Origin of the sequence: Vibrio sp. B183 (assembly GCF_000740665.1) — a bacterium.
Taxonomy (GTDB): domain Bacteria; phylum Pseudomonadota; class Gammaproteobacteria; order Enterobacterales; family Vibrionaceae; genus Vibrio; species Vibrio coralliilyticus.
On the sequence record NZ_JPQB01000034.1, the window covers coordinates 1 to 19,622 of the forward strand.

The window sequence follows — 19,622 nt, forward strand, 5'->3', positions numbered from 1 at the left end:
GTCATTACTCACCCGTCCGCCGCTCGACGCCGTTATCGTTCCCCGAAGGTTCAGACAACTCGTTTCCGCTCGACTTGCATGTGTTAGGCCTGCCGCCAGCGTTCAATCTGAGCCATGATCAAACTCTTCAATTTAAGATTTTGTTCGGCTCAATGAATACTGAACATTACATAAAGTAATGTTTGAATTGACTGTGCTGAATCCGAAGATTCAATGGTCACTTCGTATCATTGAAACCTAATTTGAAGCCGAAGCTTCTAATTGGATTATCATCAACGAGTGCCCACACAGATTGATAGGTTTATATTGTTAAAGAGCTGTGCTTTAAGCTTTGCTCAAAACGGACGGCCATTTTAGCGAGATAACTCATAGTGTCAAACACTTTTTTTGTTATTTCTCTTAAAGTTAAATGATTAACTTCAAGCCGTCTTATCATCGGCGAGATTTGTTTAGTATCCCGTGACAACGAGGGCGCATTATAGGGAGTTCACTCGACAGTACAAGGGGGAAATTGAAAAAACTTGTAGTTTTTACTTCGTTCGCTCGCAATTTAATCAAAGCGGCGTAAATGAAAGCAAAAAGGGCTCCCAAGAGCCCTTTCTATACGCCTCATCATTGATGGGCAATAATCTGATCTTTACTGACCAGTAGCTTAACTGGTTTATCTGGCACGACTTTCCCAGCCAGTATTGCTTTAGCCAGTGGGTTTTCAACATTTTGCTGAATTGCCCTTTTCAGAGGTCGAGCACCATATACCGGATCAAAGCCAACTTGGGCAATAAGATCCAGCGCTTTATCTGAAACCTCTAACGCATAACCCCTTTCTTCCATACGTTTGGATAGTCTCTGCAATTGAATAGATGCTATCGACTTGATGTGCTCCTGACCAAGTGGATGGAAAACAACACTCTCATCGACACGATTCAGAAATTCTGGGCGGAAATGTTTGTTGACGACTTCCATTACCTGTTCTTTCATGCCTTGATAATCCAAAGAACCAAAGTTTTCCTGGATTCTCGCCGAGCCTAAGTTGGATGTCATGATGACAACCGTATTGCGGAAATCGACGGTGCGACCTTGGCCATCCGTTAAACGGCCATCGTCAAGCACTTGCAATAAAATATTGAACACATCTGGATGCGCTTTTTCAACTTCATCTAACAGAATCACTGAATAAGGTTTTCTGCGTACGGCTTCCGTCAGGTAACCACCTTCTTCATAACCAACATATCCAGGAGGCGCGCCCACTAGGCGAGCTACCGAGTGTTTCTCCATAAACTCCGACATATCAATTCGAACCATGGCATCTTCACTGTCGAACATAAAGCTTGCCAGCGTTTTGCATAATTCTGTTTTACCCACACCTGTCGGGCCTAAGAATAAGAAGGAGCCTATCGGTTTATTTGGATCCGACAACCCAGCTCTGCTGCGGCGAATAGCATTTGAAACCACTTCTACGGCTTCGCTTTGGCCAATAACACGCGCGTGTAATACCTCTTCCATACGCAGAAGTTTTTCTTTTTCCGCTTCCAACATTTTGGAGACAGGAATACCAGTCTGCTTCGACAATACGTCAGCAATCTCGTTGTCTGTGACTTTGTTACGCAACAAGGTCATTTCCTGCATCTCAGCTTGCGTCGCAAGATCCAGTTGCTTCTCCAGCTCAGGGATACGGCCATATTGAAGCTCAGACATACGATTGAGATCACCTGCTCGACGAGCAAACTCCATATCCATTCGAGCCTGCTCTAATTCGCTCTTGATATGTTGCGTCCCCGATAACGCCGCTTTTTCTGCATTCCACACTTCTTCAAGCTCGGCAAATGCGCGTTCTCTGTCTTCCAATTCTTCATTGAGATTACTTAAGCGCTTCTCACTTGCTTCATCATGTTCATTGGTCAACGCCTGCTGTTCAATTTTAAGCTGGATAATTTTACGCTCCAGCTTGTCGAGTGATTCAGGTTTGGAGTCGATCTGCATGCGGATGCTTGATGCCGCCTCATCAATCAAGTCAATCGCTTTATCAGGCAATTGACGATCAGAAACGTAACGATGAGATAAACTCGCTGCAGCGACAATCGCAGGATCGGTAATCTCTACATGGTGATGCAGCTCGTAGCGCTCTTTCAGTCCACGTAAAATCGCCACTGTATCTTCAACCGAAGGCTCATCCACCAGCACTTTTTGGAAACGACGCTCTAATGCCGGATCTTTTTCAATATATTGGCGATACTCATCTAATGTAGTGGCACCAACACAGTGAAGCTCTCCACGTGCTAATGCAGGTTTGAGCATATTACCGGCATCCATAGAGCCTTCACCTTTACCAGCTCCAACCATGGTATGAATCTCGTCAATAAAGAGGATGACATTGCCCTCTTCTTTAGACAGCTCATTAAGAACTGACTTCAAACGCTCTTCAAATTCACCACGGTATTTCGCGCCAGCAACTAAAGCGCCCATATCGAGCGACAGAACTCGCTTGTTACGTAGACCTTCCGGAACTTCATTATTGATGATGCGCTGTGCCAACCCTTCAACAATCGCGGTTTTACCGACACCCGGTTCACCGATAATCACTGGGTTGTTTTTGGTTCGACGTTGCAGTACTTGAATCGTGCGGCGAATCTCGTCATCACGGCCGATGACCGGGTCTAATTTACCTTGCTCAGCTCGTTCGGTTAGATCGATGGTGAACTTTTCCAAAGCTTGGCGTAGGTCTTCAGCATTCTGATCATTAACTTTTTGCCCACCGCGCACCTTATCAATGGCATCACTCAACTTAGCTTCGGTTAAACCTAACTCTTTTAAAAGCTCACCGAGTGGTCCGCGATCTTCAATGGCAGCAAGAAGGAAAACTTCTGAGGAAATGTAGGCGTCCTGACGCTTTTGCGCGACTTTGTCACACAAATTGAAAAGCGTGCCCATCGCACTGGATAACTGAACATCCCCGCCGATACCGCTTACTTTGGGTAAACGATCAAGGATTTCACTCAGCTTAGAGCGTAAATGGGTAACATCGACATCAAGCATGGTCAGCAATGGCCTAATAGGGCTGCCATTCTGATCCATCAGCGCGACCATTAAGTGCACTGGTTCGATGTATTGGTGATCGCGCCCCAGCGCGAGCGATTGTGCGTCAGATATCGCGATTTGAAATTTGCTTGTGAATCTGTCGAGACGCATACCTACCTTCCTAACCTTAACGGAGAATACTCTTATAGTCAGTATGAGAGATGGATACGCAAGAATCGATTTTCAAGGGGAGAGAACTAAGTTTCCTTAGCAATTCTGAGAGTTACTTTTCCAGCCAGATAAATGTTGCTTGCCTTCCAGTGGAACCATCTCGGCGATAAGAAAAGAAGCGCTCCTGATCGAGATAAGTACACAGTTCGCTGTAATAAACGTCAGTCACACCCACTTTATTCAAGCGTTGAGTAACAAGCATGCTCATATCTGCCAGCCATTTCCCCGGCTTCTCGCGTGGCACAAATGCCTTTTTAGCCGCAGAGTCGAACGAGACAAATGAATCCAGTACGTCTTGACCGACCTCAAACGCCGAAGCACCGATTGCCGGACCAATCCAGGCCATCACCTGCCCGTCAAATTTCGAAACAGCATTTTCAACAATCCCATCAGCCAAACCACGCCAGCCTGCATGAACCGCAGCCACTTGCGTACCAGCAGTATTCGTCAACAAAACGGGTAAGCAATCAGCGGTCATAGCAGAACACACTACGCCTGCCTGTTGGGTAAAGAGGCCGTCAGCATCCAGCACATTTTGTGTTGGTTTGTCAGCTTCCAATACAAGCGTAGAGTGTGTCTGGTTAAGCCAGATTGGAGCTGTCGGCATTTGGGATTGCTGTGTTAACCATTGGCGGTTCTTTTCAACAATCGCAAGTTCATCCCCAACATGAGCGCCAAGGTTTAACCCTTGATAAACACCAGTAGAAAAGCCTTGCTGTCGAGTCGAGGCAAAAGCTTTCACATTGCTCGGCGCAGGCCAGTTAGGGATGATCATATCCATCTTAAAATTCGTCTTCTAATCCGTGTTGTTGCGTATCTTGGCGAAGCGCTTCGGCCATTTCGACCATGTCATCTGGTACTGGCGCGTGGAACTCCAACTCTTCTCCGGTCACCGGATGATCAAACTTTAGCATCACAGCATGGAGCGCTTGACGATCAAACTTACGGATCATTTCCGCCAGTTCTTCTGAAGCACCCGAAGGAATTCGCGCGCGACCACCATAAGCAGAATCACCCAGCAATGGATGCTGAAGGTAAGACATGTGCACTCGGATCTGGTGAGTTCGCCCAGTTTCAAGACGTAAGCGAATACGGGTGTGCTCACGGAAATGTTCTGCGACTCGATAGTGCGTAACCGCTGGCTTACCCATTGGGCTAACCGCCATCAAAGTACGCTTCGTTGAGTGACGGCCAATCGGCTGCTCCACTCGTCCGCCCGCAGTCATACGGCCAATCGCAATCGCTTCATACTCACGAGTAATGTTACGCTTTTGCAGTGCTCGAACGAGACGAGTCTGTGCTGGTACTGTTTTCGCTACCACCATCAAACCTGTAGTGTCCTTATCAAGACGGTGAACAATACCCGCTCGAGGCACTTCGGCAATATCAGGGTAATGATGCAGCAGAGCATTTAAGACCGTCCCATCCGGAGTACCGGCACCTGGGTGAACAACAAAATCTCTTGGCTTATTGATAACCATAATATCGTCATCTTCATAAACGATATCCAATGGGATATCTTGCGCTTCCCAGCGCTCTTCGTCTTCCAGTTCGGCCTGTAGCGTAATGATTTCACCGCCCATCACTTTCGTGCGGGGTTTGGTAACCACCTCACCATTGACCTGAACTTTGCCGTCGACCAACCATTCTTTCAGGCGAGAGCGGGAAAAGTCGGCGAATAATTCTGCGATCGCCTGGTCAAGACGTTGACCTAATTGACTATCTTTTACTGTATGCGTTAATTCAATCTGCTGAGCCATATCGAACTTTTTTAAAAACTGTGAGACTAATTGTCACTAGTGTGGAAGAATATCGCTCCATTGTATCTGCTACCGGCAAGAAAGTAACGGAAGCGCAAGAAATATTTATCTCAAGGAATCGAATCCTGACATGAAAAAGCATACTTTATCTGGCTTATTGGCATTATCCGTTTTGGTTGGCTGTTCTAGCAGCGAAGAAATCGTCCCGGATATACCGCCATCGGAACTCTACTCAGAAGCACAGATATCGCTGCAAAGTGGCAACTGGTTAACAGCCATCGACAAACTGGAAGCGCTGGATTCTCGCTACCCGTTTGGCGCATACTCCGAGCAGGTTCAGTTGGATCTAATTTATGCCTACTACAAAAATGACGATTTAGCGCTTGGTCTTGCGACGATTGAGCGTTTTTCTCGTCTCAATCCAACTCACGAAAAACTTGATTGGGTTTTGTACATGCGTGGTCTAACTCACATGGCACAGGATCGTAACTTTATGCACGATCTATTTAATGTTGACCGTAGTGATCGAGACCCTGAACCAGTGAAAAAAGCCTTTGCTGATTTCAAAAAGCTGCTAGAACGTTATCCAAATAGCCCTTATGCAGAAGACGCTCAAAAACGTATGTTTGCCCTGAAAAATCGTTTAGCGGAATACGATCTGGCAACGGCAGACTTCTACCTGCGTCGTGAAGCTTGGATCGCCGCCATTAACCGAACACAAGAGTTGCAAAAGACTTACCCGGATACAGAAGCGGCTCGTAAGTCACTCGAGATCCAACTAGAAGCCTATGAAAAACTTGGGCTAGAAGATGCCGCTAAGCGCACCAGGCAACTTATCGAGCTAAACCCTCAGTAACTACTTAGAAGTTAAAGAAAACCGCCTCCACACTGAGGCGGTTTTTTATTGCCTATTTTGCTGAGTGACTTGTTAAGAACTACCTTTAATAGATGATCTATCGAGGGTACTTCATGAGTCGAGTTGTCTTAATTCTGGTTTTATTCGCCGCCATCTCCCATCAAGCGGCAGCGCTTTCTTTGTCACCATTACAAAAAGATCCTTACTTTGGCGACCTGACTGAGCTTGAAAAGAAAGGGGCTATACGTGTATTGGTTTCTGCCGATCTCGGCTTTTATTATATTGAAGGGGGCAAACCTAAAGGCATTCTTGCTGAGCTGCTGTATCACTTTGAGAAAGAACTCAGACAACGTTCCTCTTACTTCAATCTGCAGATTATTCCGGTACAAAGAGACGAGTTACTACCTTCATTAGAAAAAGGTTATGGCGATCTGATCGTTGCAAACCTTACTATCACTTCCTATCGCTCAAAACATATCGATTTTAGCATTCCAGTTTTACAAGGCGTCAGTGAGCTGCTCGTCACTCGTAGTACCACCCCACCAATTACTGACTTGACGCAACTCAGTGGTAAAGAGATTTGGGTTCGAGCCAGCTCCAGTTACTTCGAAAGCTTACAAAAAGTCAATCAAATGCTCGATGAGCATGACTTGCAACCCGTCACCATTCGCTTTGTAGAAGAAACGCTACAAGATATTGAAATTATTGAATTGGTTAATCAAGGCCACATCGATGCCACGGTTTTGGACAGCCACAAAACTGAGCTTTGGCTGAAGGTAATGGAAAACATTGAGGTGCACGACCAAGCTCCTCTCAGAGTTGATGGCAAGATTGCTTGGGCGATGCGCAAAAATAGCCCCGATTTACAGTCGTTCGTTAACCAATATCTAAAGAAAACCCGTTCAGGCACCTTGTTAGGTAACGTCATTTACGGCAAATATCTTGATAAAACAGGCTGGCTGAAACGTATTCTAAACCCTGATCATATTACTCGCCTAGACTCGTTATCAGGCATCTTCGCCAACTACTCCGAACAATATGACTTTGACCCATTGATGATCTCAGCCCAAGGATTTCAGGAGTCCGGTTTAGATCAGAGCAAGGTGTCACACAAAGGCGCAGTAGGCGTCATGCAGGTATTACCCAGCACTGCTAGGGATCCTAATGTCGCCATTCCCGACATCTATCAAGTTGATAACAATATCCATGCTGGCGTGAAATACATGCGCTTTCTCAAAGATCGCTATTTTAGTGATGATGACATCACGCCCGATAATCAGGTTTATTTTTCCTTGGCAGCATACAACGCTGGGCCTGCCAATATTCGTAAGATGCGCAGTTTGGCCAAGCAAAATGGATATGATCCCAATCGATGGTTCCGGCATGTGGAGATCATGGCAAGACGGAATATTGGCCGTGAACCGGTTCACTATGTATCCAACATCAATCGCTATTTTGTCATTTACAAGCAGCTCAATGCCCTAAAAGAGCAGCGTCAACACCAATCTAGTAATGCAGGCACACCAGATCTCTTCGTTCCTAATATCGATCAGTAGCGCTGACCGGGAAAGTACATCAAGAAGAGGTTCGGGAAACTACAGAAGAGAATGCGAAGAGAGTCACGTTGGTAGTTGAGCAACAATTAACCAGCCATTTTTATCAGGTCGAATTAGAGCCCTAAAAAGCGGATGATTTTTAGTATGTTACCTTCTCCAATCTAGCGATATTTTTTTGGGGCACAAGCTTTTTCAGCGTCAAACAAACCAAGTATTTGAGATAGATCACGTTTAATTTCAATCTAAAAACACACCAACAAAAAGGTGACTTGAGTCACATTATTTTAAGCTTAGGCGAGTAATCTGAAGTTAACCCATAAGGGATGCTACAGAGGAAAACATCTATGAAAGTAAACATCACTGGTAAAAACATCGAAACCACCTCTGCAATCCGAGCTCATATCGAGAGCAAATTTAAAAAGCTGGAAAAATGGCAAGTAGACATCATCGGATGTCAGGCAAGCTTCAGTGAGGAGCCGAATAAACAGAAGAAATTTGAAGCTGTCATTACCGTCCCTAAAGGCCAGCTTGTTGCGTCTGCAACCAACGAAGATCTGTACGTTGCTATCAATGAGGTAGAACAAAAACTGGAACGTCAGCTCAACAAACTTCGTCACAAGCCTGAAGCACGACGCGCAGAGAAACCAGAGCTTGAAGAGATAGAAAGCGAATAATTGTTAACTCATATTGATGAGTTACGGAGGATTTAAAAAATAGCGCCGAAAGGCGCTATTTTTTTGCTTGACGCTCACTAAGCGGTTGCTTATTGTGTTGGCAGCATCACAACAAAAGTAATAATTTATGACTCACAACAACCTGTTCTTTTTTGACTTCTTTTTTCTCCACTAAGCTTGGAGGCTCTCTCGTTTTCGAAAGAAAAGTCAAAAACGAACAGGAAGCCTCCCAAACGGGAGGCTTTTTTTATGAAGGAATGCAGGATGACCGAACAAAAATACTCACTCGATGAAATTCGCTTACGTTTAAATGAGCTGGATGACGAACTGTTGAAGCTCTTATCTGAACGAAGAAAGATGAGCATTGAGGTGGCTAAGAGTAAAGTTCAGACATCCAAACCGGTTCGTGACGCAAGCCGAGAACAGCAGCTGTTGGTGAAACTGATCAACGCAGGTCGTGACAAGTACGAACTTGATGCTCAGTACATTACCAAGCTGTTCCACACCATCATTGAAGACTCCGTTTTACTGCAACAATCTTACCTGCAGAATCTAGCCAATCCTGAATTGAGCCGTAAGCCGCTGGCTCGTGTAGCTTTTCTTGGCTCTAAAGGCTCATACTCCCATCTTGCTAGCCGTGAGTATTTCAGCCGTAAAAATACAGAACTAATCGAGCTCAATTGTGAGCACTTCAAAGAAGTGACACAGACGGTTGAATCTGGTCATGCCGATTATGGCGTACTGCCGATTGAAAACACCAGTTCTGGTTCCATTAATGAAGTTTACGACCTGCTGCAACATACAACGCTGTATATCGTTGGTGAAATGACCCTGCCGATTGAACATTGCCTAGTTGCAACATCAGACATTCGTTTAGAAGAGATAAAAACACTCTACTCACACCCACAGCCTCATCAACAATGCAGTGAGTTCCTGAGCCGAATGAAAGGTGTCACGTTGGAGTCTTGTGCTAGCACAGCTGATGCGATGCAGAAGGTTAAAGAAATGGGCCGCAGCGATGTTGCCGCTATTGGTAATGCTTCGAGTGGCAAGCTCTATGGCCTACAACCGATCCAAGGTAACATTGCCAACCAAACGGAGAATCACACCCGTTTCATTATAGTGGCACGTAAACCTGTCGAAGTTTCCAGCCAGATCCCAGCAAAAACGACACTCATCATGTCAACCTCCCAAGACGCCGGTTCATTGGTCGCGACCTTACTGGTACTACAAAAGTACGGAATCAACATGAACAAATTGGAGTCACGTCCAATTATGGGGAACCCTTGGGAAGAGATGTTTTATGTTGATCTTGAATCTCACCTTGAATCCGAAGAGATGCAGCAAGCCCTGAATGAGCTAACGCAACTGACTAAACATTTAAAAGTTTTGGGTTGTTACCCAAGTGAGAATGTCAAGCCAACGACAGTGAAACTTCAGTAATTAAACAATGCAGATCAAATAAATTACTTACAAGGACTGACACTATTCATAAATGAACCTAATATTCCGCTTCTTAGTTGCATATTAGGTGTGTGTCAGTCCTTTCAACATATCACTCTGATAGGCGTTATCCATTCATGGGTCAGAAGGCCACTTCCTAGCTGATATGAGATCACTATTTCTACTTACCGCCGCACTTTCCGTGCCCAGTTTTTCTACTCACGCAAACTCTCCACTCAACGTCTACATGTGGGAGGATACGCTCTCACCGAATGTCATCGAAAGCTGGCAATCGAGCACAGGCACACCGCTTAAGCTGTCCCATTTTGATAATGATGATGAACGTAGCCTGTTGATGATGAAAGGTATTCAGCTACCTTTTGATCTCGTGGTTTTAGATAATGTTTCGGCTCAAATATATGGACGTTTGGGATCGTTTGAAGATCTTACCCAACTGAAAAATCGTCATCATAACGACGACAAATGGCTTCAAGCCTGTGGAAAATACGCTGTTCCTTACTTTTGGGGAACAGTGGGAATAGCTTATCGAAAAGACATAGTGAAAACACCTCCAACAAGCTGGCAAGAATTTGTCCATCCACCGAAGGCTCTAGAGGGGCGGATTGGCATGATCAATGACAGCGTCGAAAGCTTTCTACCAGTATTTTACAGCTTGGGGATCTCTCCAACAGAAGAACAAGAATCGCTCTTCCAGCAAGCCTACCCCGAATTGCAATCTTTCAGCGATAAAGTCCTCACCTACGAATACATTCTCAGCTACATCCGTAGTAATAGAAATGCTGCAAAGCTGGCAATGGCTCTGGCTTACAGTGGTGACCAATACTCATTAAATCGCTACTACACTGGTAATCAGTGGGATTTCATCGTTCCTGAAGGTGAGTTGTTTTTGTGGGTTGACTGTTTGGCCGTCAGTAGCCATTCAATCAATAAGGAGAAGGCTAAAGCCTTCCTTGAGTACCTTATGGATCCCACTATTGCTGCAACAAATGCAACAGACATCAAAGCTGCAACGCCAAACTTAACGGCATTAAAACAGATGCCGGATTGGTATCTAGATGATGCATCATTGTTTCCAGAACAACAGCGAGTCGAGCAAGGGCGCGTAGATAGCGAACTCTCGGCATCAAATATCAGCTTACGAGCAAAAATAATAAATCGCATTCTGAAACGTCATGAAGCTCAGTACTAGAGTTCTGTTGCTAGTTTCCCCAGTCATCCTAATCAGTGCTGCGTTTTCTAGCTACGGCATATACAACAACCAAAAAGATGCGTTAATTAAACGCGAAAACAGTTATCTCCAGTTAACGATGGAAAAGCTCGCAGGTCACTTTCGCCAATCAGTGGCACTGCTGAACAGCTATTCCCTCACCTTAACCAAGAGTGACATTATCCGTCATTACTTTGGTCAGCAGGACAACCCATATCGGGAGATGGAGCTGATCGATAACCTACAGACAACGATAGAGAATCTGCAGGCCAACAAGCAGAACGATATTGCCGTCGCGATTCTAAATCATAATCGCGCCCCGCAGTTCTATGCAGATAATCAGTCCGATCCTTTTTCTAAACTGGACCAGAATGTGTTCCGCTTTGTGGATCGAACATACCGCCGCACGGGTAACACGTCCTACACCGGTTTCACGCAAAACCACCAAGGGCAGAGCATTTTAGTACGCTACGATGTCCTTGATACCAATACGCTGATTTCTCCGCTTAGTTACAATACCGATCAGGTATTTTTTATCGTTGTTTATCTGTCTTTGGATAAGTTTGACCAACTAAAACACATCATCGAATTTGATAATGACAGCAGCATATTTTTCGCTGACCAACCAATCATAAAATCAGGGTTAACTCAGTCGGTCGAGCTCAAGCCCAGCCTCTATGCGGTGTTGGATCCTGCGCAATATCTGCTGGCCGAAAAGCTCCATAAGATCGAACAAAGGCTGCTGTTGTTCTTTGGCGCCTCCACTGCGGCAACGATCCTGATCCTACTGTTTCTGCTCCATCGCCGCGTCATCAGTCCAATTACCCGTCTTGAACACCAACTTCAAGAAGTCGAACAACGTAAGCGCCATAACATTGAACGGCTCAGCAGCGACGATGAAATCGGCCGTTTGTCGGTTCGTTTTTATGATATGTACAAAGAGCTCAATTCAAGTTACCAGAAAACCAAAGCAATGGCGGAGAACGACCACCTGACACAACTGGCCAATCGCTACCAGTTTCAAGTCTATGTCGAGCGTACAATTGCCAACAAACTGCTCCACACCCACGCTTGGATTCTGTATATCGACTTGGACAACTTTAAGTACGTTAATGACAAATACGGGCATCATTTGGGTGATTCGTTGCTGGTGAACTTTGCCGACCATATTCGTGAAATCTGTCATCAGTATGAACTGTCTTATGGCGTGAAGTGCATCGCTTCAAGGTTGTCTGGTGACGAGTTTGCTATTTTCATAGCTTCCGCACACGACAACAATTACCCAGACAAGGTGGCCCAAGCGGTTTTAGAACCGATTCAAAACCCTCAGAGTTCACCGCTAGGCAGCTTTCCGATTACCGCCAGTATCGGCGTGGCGAGCTACCCTCAAGACGGGCAGGATTTAGCCAAACTGCTGTCTAATGCGGACACTGCGATGTATCAGGCCAAACGTGCAGGGAAAAACCAGGTCGCACGTTATTCAGAAGAGCTGGATCAGATTGTTCGTCGCCGAACTCAGATTGAGCGCGCCTTGAGAAATGGCGAGTTCGACGATGAGTTCCATTTGATGTATCAGCCTTACTTTGATCGCTCGGGTAAGACCATTGTCGGCGTGGAGGCTCTATTGCGTTGGGAGTCACCCAAAATGGGCAAGGTCAATCCGGGCGAGTTTATCCCTATCTCAGAGAAAACGGGGTTATTTGGTAAGATTGATCGCTGGGTCATACTTCAGGCGTTTAAAGACTTTGTCGCCCTGCAAAACTGTTTTGATCATCCGATTCAACTGTCAATCAATCTCTCTTCTGCAGAGCTGGACTCCTTGCAACTGGCGCGAGACATACAGCACGCCGCCAATCAATATCACGTAATTCCCGGCTTGGTGGATTTTGAAATCACAGAAACTTTTGCCACAGACTCCCAGAGCTACTCTCTGCTACATGAACTGTCATTGATGGGCTTTAAGTTAGCGATTGATGATTTTGGTTCCGGCTATACATCTATCACTCAGCTTGTAGAATACCCGGTACAGAAAATTAAGCTCGACCGTGAATTTCTTACCGCTCTGATCAAAACCAATAATCAGAAGGTGGTGAAGCCACTGGTGGATTTGTGTCATTCACAGTCAATGATAGTGACTGCTGAAGGCATTGAATCACAGGAAATGCATCAATGGCTGGCGGAGAATCAGTGTGACTACATGCAAGGTTATTTCCTTTCCCCTCCGGTTTCATTGTCTGAGCTGAAATTCCTCGACTCATCCACACAAGGAAACCAGCATGTCGGTGAAGAAAGTTATTGTCGCTTCGCTTAACCCAGCCAAAATTAACGCGGTCAAAAGCGCATTTCAGGCAGCTTTCGACTCACAAACGTTCGAGTTTGTCGGTGTGAGTGTCGCTAGTGAAGTGGCCGATCAACCAATGAGCAATGAAGAAACGCACACAGGTGCGCTCAACCGAGTCCGCAACGCTAAAATGTCTCAACCCAATGGCGACTATTATGTTGGCCTCGAGGCTGGTATTGAAGGTAATGTGACCTTTGCTTGGATGGTGATTGAGTCAGAAACACATCGTGGTGAGTCTCGCTCTGCTAGCTTGATGCTACCACCGGTTGTGATTGAAAAACTGGCTAAGGCTAATGAGCTGGGTGATGTAATGGACGAAGTGTTTGGCACTGACAACATTAAACAGAAAGGTGGCGCCATTAGCCTACTGACGCAAGACCAGTTGACGCGTAGCAGTGTGTATCATCAGGCGTTGATATTGGCATTAATTCCATTTACCAATCCAGAGCACTTCCCCGCTAATCTCTAGGGTCTGTTGACCTTTTGCGGTTAAATTTTGTTCGAGATAAAAGCGTTTTAGTCGCGGCGAGAGGTTTGTCGCCTAGTGACCTAAGCAAAACACCTCTCAACAAAGAGTAAAACGCTTTTAGCCGAACCCTCTGGGCAGCGTTTGTGGTTCCTTTCTACTGCGTTATCGGCTTATCAGGTAGGGCAACTACGTTTCAAATCCTCTGCCTTGTATAAAGAACCCACAAACTGCTGCAAAAATCAGCTCAAAAGGTCAACAGACCCTAATAAAAACAAAGGTGCCGATGGCACCTTTATTTGGGTTCAAGTAAGGCTGAGATTTCAGCCTTTTCTGATTCGCTCTTCGACTTCAGCTCATTGGAGCCGCGAGTAATGGTGGCGACACCTACCCCTAGCATCTGACTGATTTGGCGCTGAGACAATTCACCTTTAAGCAATTCGCGACATATATTGACCCTTGCGATTAAAGATTCGCGCTCATCGGGTGTGAGCAGCATGGTCAGCAACATCTCGTGTTGGTCGGATTCGCTGCTCGTTTTAATCAAATCTAAGATCTGTTGCCAGTCGGTGTACTCAGGTTGTGTTGCCATTTGCTCTCGCTGCCTAGGACGTCATAAAACTAGTATCTGGTATCAATCTCATTCTGATTGAGAAACGCCCCATCGACCCCCAACAGGTTACGGTAGTATGTTTCAAACATCAGAATGTTCTGCACATAACCACGGGTTTCCTTAAATGGAATGGCTTCAATAAATGCGTAAGCATCCAGTTTGCCTTGGGTACGTTCACGCCAGGTTTTCACTCGGTGTGGTCCAGCATTATACGCAGCAAGCGCGAAAATTCGATTATTATCGTATCGCTCGAGTAAGCCTTTCAGGTAGTGGCTGCCTATCTCTATGTTTTTGCCAACCTCATATAAGTCATTGCTACTGCGATACGACAGCTGATATTTACGCGCAGTGTACTTAGCCGTTGATGGCATAATTTGCATGATACCGCGCGCACCAACAGGAGAACGCGCTTCAACATCCAAACCACTCTCTTGTCTCGCCAATGACATCAGAGTGATTGGATCAATGCTGTGCTTTTCGCCATAGAAGTTAAACCACCAGCGATGAGCCACCGGGAAACGCAGCTCTAGGTTGTCCCACATTTTGGCTTTGATACTCGCCGTAACGGTCAAATGAGACCAATCTTTATAAGAGGCGTACGCCGCTAGCATCTCTTTTTGTTCAGCATTGGCTCGATTGAGCAACCAACGCCATTCGCTTTTCGCTGCGGCAATTTTATCCCGTTCAATCAGCTCTTCGATGCGCACTAAGGCTGTCATAAACGGTTTGACCGCTTGCTGCTCAAAAGAAATGGTGGAGACTGGGTAATTGATCGATCGCTTGATCTCTTTCGCTGCTGCAACGCTATAGAAGTTTCGCTGACCAACCAGATTTTCAAGACGCTGGCTGCCTTTGGTGATATCCCCCAATGCGACTTCACTGCGTCCTAACCAATATTGCCAGCGCAAGCTTTGCTGCTTTTTCTCTGGCAAGTGTCCAATCCAATCTTCCACACCACGCCAGTCTGCTTCTTGAATCGCCAAGCGAACTCTGCGCTCAATCAAATCATTATTACTGGACGTTTCTATCTTTTTATCGCGCCATTGCGCCAGCGCCTCGGAATCTGTGTTGATCAGCCGGAAGGCTATATAGTCAGCCAGCTTCTGCGCCTCTTCTTTAGGCATTTTTTGTGCAGAGGTGGCCTGGTCAAATGCTTGCTGCGCCATTCTAACGTCTTTTCGCGCCAGCTTTTTCAACGCCAGCCCTGTCTGAGAATGGTTGAAATCACTATCGCTGTGCTGGCGAGCAAAGTTAACGACATTTTCTGGTCGATTAAACAACGCCTTCATATCAGAGGCTTGCTTACGTGCTTTATCAGAGTTGAGCTGCTTTTTGAGGTAGTTCATTAGCGAGCCATTACGTGCTTCAAACGCTAGCAGCATACGCTCAAGAATTTGCTGATCGGTTCTTAATCCCGCTTTGTCCCAAACCTCAAACAGCGGGTCACAAGCATCAGCAATACTCTGCCCAGAGTGCCAAAGTTTCTCTGCGCCTTCAAAAGCTTGGTCCTTATGACCTGTTCGATAAAGCGCATGGTAGTAGTGACATTGATACGTTTCACCGCGTGGTTCTACGGTCTGAAATTCTGTCAGCTTTTGCCATTGTTTTTGTCTGGCAAGACTGTCGATATATGGAGCTCGAATGCGAGCTGAAAATGGCAACGTACTATAAGTATCAATAAACGCTTCTACTTCCGCCGGTGAGTGTTGCCCGATATCAACTAAAAAAGCACGGTAATCCGTATAAGGTGTTAGAGGGTAATCTTTGATTTTATTACGGATTTTTTGATATTGAGTTACCTGATTATTGTCGAGGTATTCTTGCGCCTGGTCATAAATTTTCCGTTGTTGCTGGAGATCACTCGCCATTGCTGAAGTGGCTAAGCTTGCGCTGCAAACCATCGAGACCCAGGTCAGAATCGATGAAGGAATGCGATGCAGCGACTTTGAAAACGTCAGCATCATAAATTCTCGTCCTGTTGAGAATAATTAGTGTGGTTATTAATTTATGCTTATTGTAAGCAGCCATGTAAAGCGTATAGATGTAAATAATAATAAATTCACACAACTGTGACATAAGTGGCATCGCTATAAATGAATTGTTCACTTATCCATCAATAACACTAATTAGTTCCTCATCATCCTCATTTCGAAGGTAACAAAGCCCCCCATCTTGGTATAAAATGCCTCTCTACGTGAATTGAAATTTTAGGAACGATCGGCAATGGCTGAATACGTATATACCATGTCGCGGGTGAGCAAAATCGTGCCACCTAAGCGTCAAATTCTGAAAGACATCTCGCTAAGCTTTTTCCCTGGTGCCAAGATCGGTGTTCTTGGTCTGAACGGTGCAGGTAAATCGACCCTACTTCGTATCATGGCGGGTATTGACACTGATATCGATGGTGAAGCTCGTCCACAACCAGGTCTGAATGTCGGTTACCTACCGCAGGAGCCTGTATTAGACGAGTCTAAGACCGTACGTGAAATCGTTGAAGAAGCGGTATCCGATGTTGCGGGTGCAATGAAGCGTCTTGACGAAGTATATGCTGCGTACGCAGAACCAGATGCTGATTTCGATGCGCTCGCAAAAGAGCAAGGCGAACTGGAAGCTTTGATTCAAGCCAAAGACGGCCACAATCTAGATAACGCGCTTGAGCGTGCGGCGGATGCACTACGTCTTCCTGAGTGGGATCAAAAGATCGAGCACCTGTCTGGTGGTGAGCGTCGCCGTGTGGCTATCTGTCGTCTGCTACTTGAGAAGCCAGATATGTTGCTTCTCGACGAACCAACCAACCACTTGGATGCAGAATCAGTCGCTTGGCTAGAACGATTCTTGGTTGACTATACCGGTACTGTCGTTGCTATCACGCACGACCGTTACTTCCTAGACAATGCAGCAGGCTGGATTCTAGAACTAGACCGTGGTGAAGGTATCCCATGGCAAGGTAACTACACCTCATGGCTAGAGCAAAAAGATGCACGTCTACAACAAGAAGCATCTCAGGAAAAAGCTCGTCAGAAAACCATTGAGAAAGAACTGGAATGGGTTCGCCAGAATCCAAAAGGTCGTCAGGCAAAATCAAAAGCACGTATGGCACGTTTTGAAGAGCTTCAAAGCGGTGATCACCAGAAACGTAATGAGACTAACGAGCTGTTCATCCCGCCAGGTGAGCGTCTAGGCGATAAGGTTATTGAAGTGAATAACCTGACTAAATCGTTCGACGGCCGTGTTCTTATTGATGATCTTTCATTCAGTATGCCAAAAGGTGCCATCGTCGGTATCATTGGTGCCAACGGTGCAGGTAAATCTACCCTCTTCAAGATGCTGAGTGGCACAGAACAGCCAGATTCGGGCTCCATTGAGATGGGTGATACGGTCAAACTGGCGTCTGTCGACCAGTTCCGTGACAGCATGGATGACAGCAAGACTGTCTTCCAGGAAATCTCTGAAGGCGCAGATATCATCAAGATCAACAACTTTGAAATTCCTGCACGTGCATACTGTTCTCGCTTTAACTTCAAAGGCTCAGACCAGCAAAAGATCATCGGTGAACTATCAGGTGGTGAACGCAACCGTGTGCACCTTGCTAAACTGCTTAAAGCTGGCGGCAACGTACTGCTACTCGATGAACCAACCAACGACCTTGATGTTGAAACGTTGCGTGCACTAGAAGAAGCACTACTGGAGTTCCCTGGTTGTGCCATGGTTATCTCGCACGACCGTTGGTTCCTAGACCGTATCGCAACGCACATCATCGACTACCGTGATGAAGGTCAGGTGAACTTCTACGAAGGTAACTATACTGAGTATATGGAGTGGCTGAAGAAGACCTTAGGTCCGGAAGCAGCGGAACCGCACCGAATCAAATACAAGCGTATTACTAAGTAATCTTGCTTGAAATTTGTGCAAAGGCCGCTAATATTAGCGGCCTTTATTGTATATTGGTTCACAATAATTATGGTTGTTACCGTGTTTTGAATCAATAATGCGAACCGACGCGTATAGCAGTCACTTCTGATTTGATAGCCTTACTGGATACCATTAAGAGAGACAACTATGATCGAACGCCGTCGCTTTTCGCGCATTGTTTACCAGACACAAGCGTTGCTATCTCAAGAAAACAAAGTGGTGAAATCCTCTTTGTGTGATTTATCCCTGCATGGACTGCTGCTGACGTCAGATGACGCAGACTCGCTTGATGTCGACAGTATGGTAGATGTAGAGTTTTCGCTTCAAGACAGCGATATCACGATTGAGCTGGTCGGCAAAATTGTGGGCCTCAATAACAATGTGATCCGTCTGAGTATTGATCATATTGACATTGAAAGTATCGGACATCTGAAGCGGTTAATTGAATTGAATGTCGGTGACGATGAACTCCTACACAGAGACATTGAGCACCTGTCAGATTTAGGTGAATACACCTAACTAAGCAGTATGTCCAAAAAGATAATAATCTCTATCCCCTCTTCATCTGGGGAGCAACATTTTCACGTTTCAAGAAAAGCCCTTCTTCTAACAATTGCTGGTTCAATCAGTGCGATTGCCTTCAGTGCGTCTGTCGCCTATTACAGCTGGCAGCAGCAAAATTCTTCTCAATCTCAAGTCGTTCAACTGCGCAACCAACTTGAGCAAGCCGAGCAACAATACCAACAGCAGGTCAATGAAACTCATACTTTGTCTCAAGAGCTGGAAGAAAAGCGCGATCAAATCCATACCCTAGGCAAGCGAGTTTATGATGTGGAGTCAGTGCTTGGCCTTGCTGACGATACGCAGGTTGAAGAGTACAACTTGGCGAATCGTATTGACGCTGCAGCAGTGGACTCTGCCGTACGTGCCACCATGTTTCGCATGATCCCGAACGATACACCGATGGACTATCTGCGCATCTCTTCATCTTATGGTCGACGTATTAATCCAATCACGGGCAAACGTCATACCCATACGGGGATCGATCTGACCTGTAAGCGTGGCGAGGCGATCTACGCCCCAGCCGATGGTGTGGTGGAAACGGTTCGACCAAGCTCAAAAGGCTTTGGAAATTTCCTTACTCTGAGGCATTCGTTTGGCTTTATGAGCTCATACGCCCACCTTGCGAAATTTAAAGTACGCAGTGGTCAGTTTGTGAGTAAGGGAGAGTTAATTGCGACGTGTGGTAACTCAGGAAGCTCGACCGGCCCTCACCTGCATTATGAGATCCGTTTTCTTGGCCGAGCGCTGAACCCTCAATACACCATGGATTGGACGCCAGAGAACTTTAACTATCTGTTTGAGAAAGAGAAGAAAGTGAAATGGGCACCACTGGTAGAGTTGATAGACAATACGGTCAGATTACAGGTCAACCTGACCAACCATCCTTATCAGAATGCCCCGGTAGATACGGTAAAGCGTGACGAAAACCTAGCCGATACTCTCACCATACAATAAAAAAGAGCT

The 19,622-nt window shown here is 45.8% G+C and carries 15 protein-coding genes, 1 rRNA gene and 1 other annotated feature; of the genes, 10 read left to right on the forward strand and 6 right to left on the reverse strand.

Annotation, left to right across the window (positions count from 1 at the left end; all coding sequences use genetic code 11):
• The 4 genes from IX95_RS26720 to rluD form a co-directional block, all read right to left on the reverse strand.
• Positions 1–134: ribosomal RNA gene (locus IX95_RS26720) — 16S ribosomal RNA — on the reverse strand; the annotation flags it as partial.
• 478 nt (positions 135–612) lie between these two features.
• On the reverse strand, positions 613–3,186 hold the full coding sequence (gene clpB, locus IX95_RS24435) for an ATP-dependent chaperone ClpB (protein WP_038164714.1): 2,574 nt from the start codon (positions 3,184–3,186) through the stop codon (positions 613–615).
• 112 nt (positions 3,187–3,298) lie between these two features.
• Positions 3,299–4,027, reverse strand: coding sequence for a peptidoglycan editing factor PgeF (gene pgeF, locus IX95_RS24440; RefSeq protein ID WP_038164717.1), 729 nt, complete (start codon positions 4,025–4,027; stop codon positions 3,299–3,301).
• A gap of 1 nt (position 4,028) precedes the next feature.
• Positions 4,029–5,006 (reverse strand): 23S rRNA pseudouridine(1911/1915/1917) synthase RluD, encoded by a 978-nt coding sequence (rluD, locus tag IX95_RS24445; protein ID WP_038164719.1) that lies wholly within the window; start codon positions 5,004–5,006, stop codon positions 4,029–4,031.
• Between the two features lie 130 nt (positions 5,007–5,136).
• Here rluD and IX95_RS24450 point away from each other — a divergent pair, with 130 nt between their 5' ends.
• The 7 genes from IX95_RS24450 (at position 5,137) to yjjX (ending at position 13,573) form a co-directional block, all read left to right on the forward strand.
• A complete protein-coding gene (locus IX95_RS24450; protein WP_006957661.1) occupies positions 5,137–5,862 on the forward strand; it encodes an outer membrane protein assembly factor BamD in 726 nt (241 codons plus the stop codon).
• 113 nt (positions 5,863–5,975) lie between these two features.
• Positions 5,976–7,418 carry a lytic transglycosylase F gene (locus IX95_RS24455; RefSeq protein WP_038164722.1) on the forward strand — a complete coding sequence of 481 codons (1,443 nt, stop codon included), beginning with the start codon at positions 5,976–5,978 and terminating at the stop codon, positions 7,416–7,418.
• A gap of 344 nt (positions 7,419–7,762) precedes the next feature.
• A complete protein-coding gene (gene hpf, locus IX95_RS24460; protein WP_006957664.1) occupies positions 7,763–8,092 on the forward strand; it encodes a ribosome hibernation-promoting factor, HPF/YfiA family in 330 nt (109 codons plus the stop codon).
• Between the two features lie 129 nt (positions 8,093–8,221).
• Positions 8,222–8,343, forward strand: a sequence feature (Phe leader region).
• 13 nt (positions 8,344–8,356) lie between these two features.
• The gene (gene pheA / locus IX95_RS24465; RefSeq protein ID WP_006957666.1) at positions 8,357–9,535 is read left to right on the forward strand and encodes a prephenate dehydratase; all 1,179 of its coding nucleotides are present in this window, start codon (positions 8,357–8,359) and stop codon (positions 9,533–9,535) included.
• A gap of 166 nt (positions 9,536–9,701) precedes the next feature.
• Complete coding sequence (locus IX95_RS24470) at positions 9,702–10,745, forward strand: polyamine ABC transporter substrate-binding protein (RefSeq protein ID WP_038164725.1); 1,044 nt, start codon at positions 9,702–9,704, stop codon at positions 10,743–10,745.
• Positions 10,729–13,074 (forward strand): putative bifunctional diguanylate cyclase/phosphodiesterase, encoded by a 2,346-nt coding sequence (locus tag IX95_RS24475; protein ID WP_021458316.1) that lies wholly within the window; start codon positions 10,729–10,731, stop codon positions 13,072–13,074. Before IX95_RS24470 ends, IX95_RS24475 begins: the two co-directional genes overlap by 17 nt.
• A complete protein-coding gene (yjjX, locus tag IX95_RS24480) occupies positions 13,040–13,573 on the forward strand; it encodes an inosine/xanthosine triphosphatase (RefSeq protein WP_006957672.1) in 534 nt (177 codons plus the stop codon). The genes IX95_RS24475 and yjjX overlap by 35 nt, the downstream gene beginning before the upstream one ends.
• 292 nt (positions 13,574–13,865) lie before the next feature.
• Here yjjX and trpR read toward each other — a convergent pair whose 3' ends face one another.
• Positions 13,866–14,162 (reverse strand): trp operon repressor, encoded by a 297-nt coding sequence (trpR, locus tag IX95_RS24485; RefSeq protein WP_038164727.1) that lies wholly within the window; start codon positions 14,160–14,162, stop codon positions 13,866–13,868.
• Between the two features lie 29 nt (positions 14,163–14,191).
• Entirely contained in the window at positions 14,192–16,147 is a 1,956-nt protein-coding gene (gene sltY, locus IX95_RS24490) for a murein transglycosylase (protein WP_038164729.1), read from the reverse strand.
• Between the two features lie 259 nt (positions 16,148–16,406).
• Between sltY and ettA the strand changes: the two genes are divergently transcribed.
• From ettA to IX95_RS24505, 3 genes are all read left to right on the forward strand, one after another.
• Positions 16,407–18,074: an energy-dependent translational throttle protein EttA gene (ettA, locus tag IX95_RS24495; RefSeq protein WP_038164731.1), complete on the forward strand. Its 1,668-nt coding sequence runs from the start codon at positions 16,407–16,409 to the stop codon at positions 18,072–18,074.
• Between the two features lie 168 nt (positions 18,075–18,242).
• Complete coding sequence (locus tag IX95_RS24500) at positions 18,243–18,614, forward strand: PilZ domain-containing protein (protein ID WP_006957680.1); 372 nt, start codon at positions 18,243–18,245, stop codon at positions 18,612–18,614.
• Between the two features lie 9 nt (positions 18,615–18,623).
• Positions 18,624–19,613: a M23 family metallopeptidase gene (locus tag IX95_RS24505; RefSeq protein WP_038164733.1), complete on the forward strand. Its 990-nt coding sequence runs from the start codon at positions 18,624–18,626 to the stop codon at positions 19,611–19,613.
• Positions 19,614–19,622: the final 9 nt, after the last annotated feature.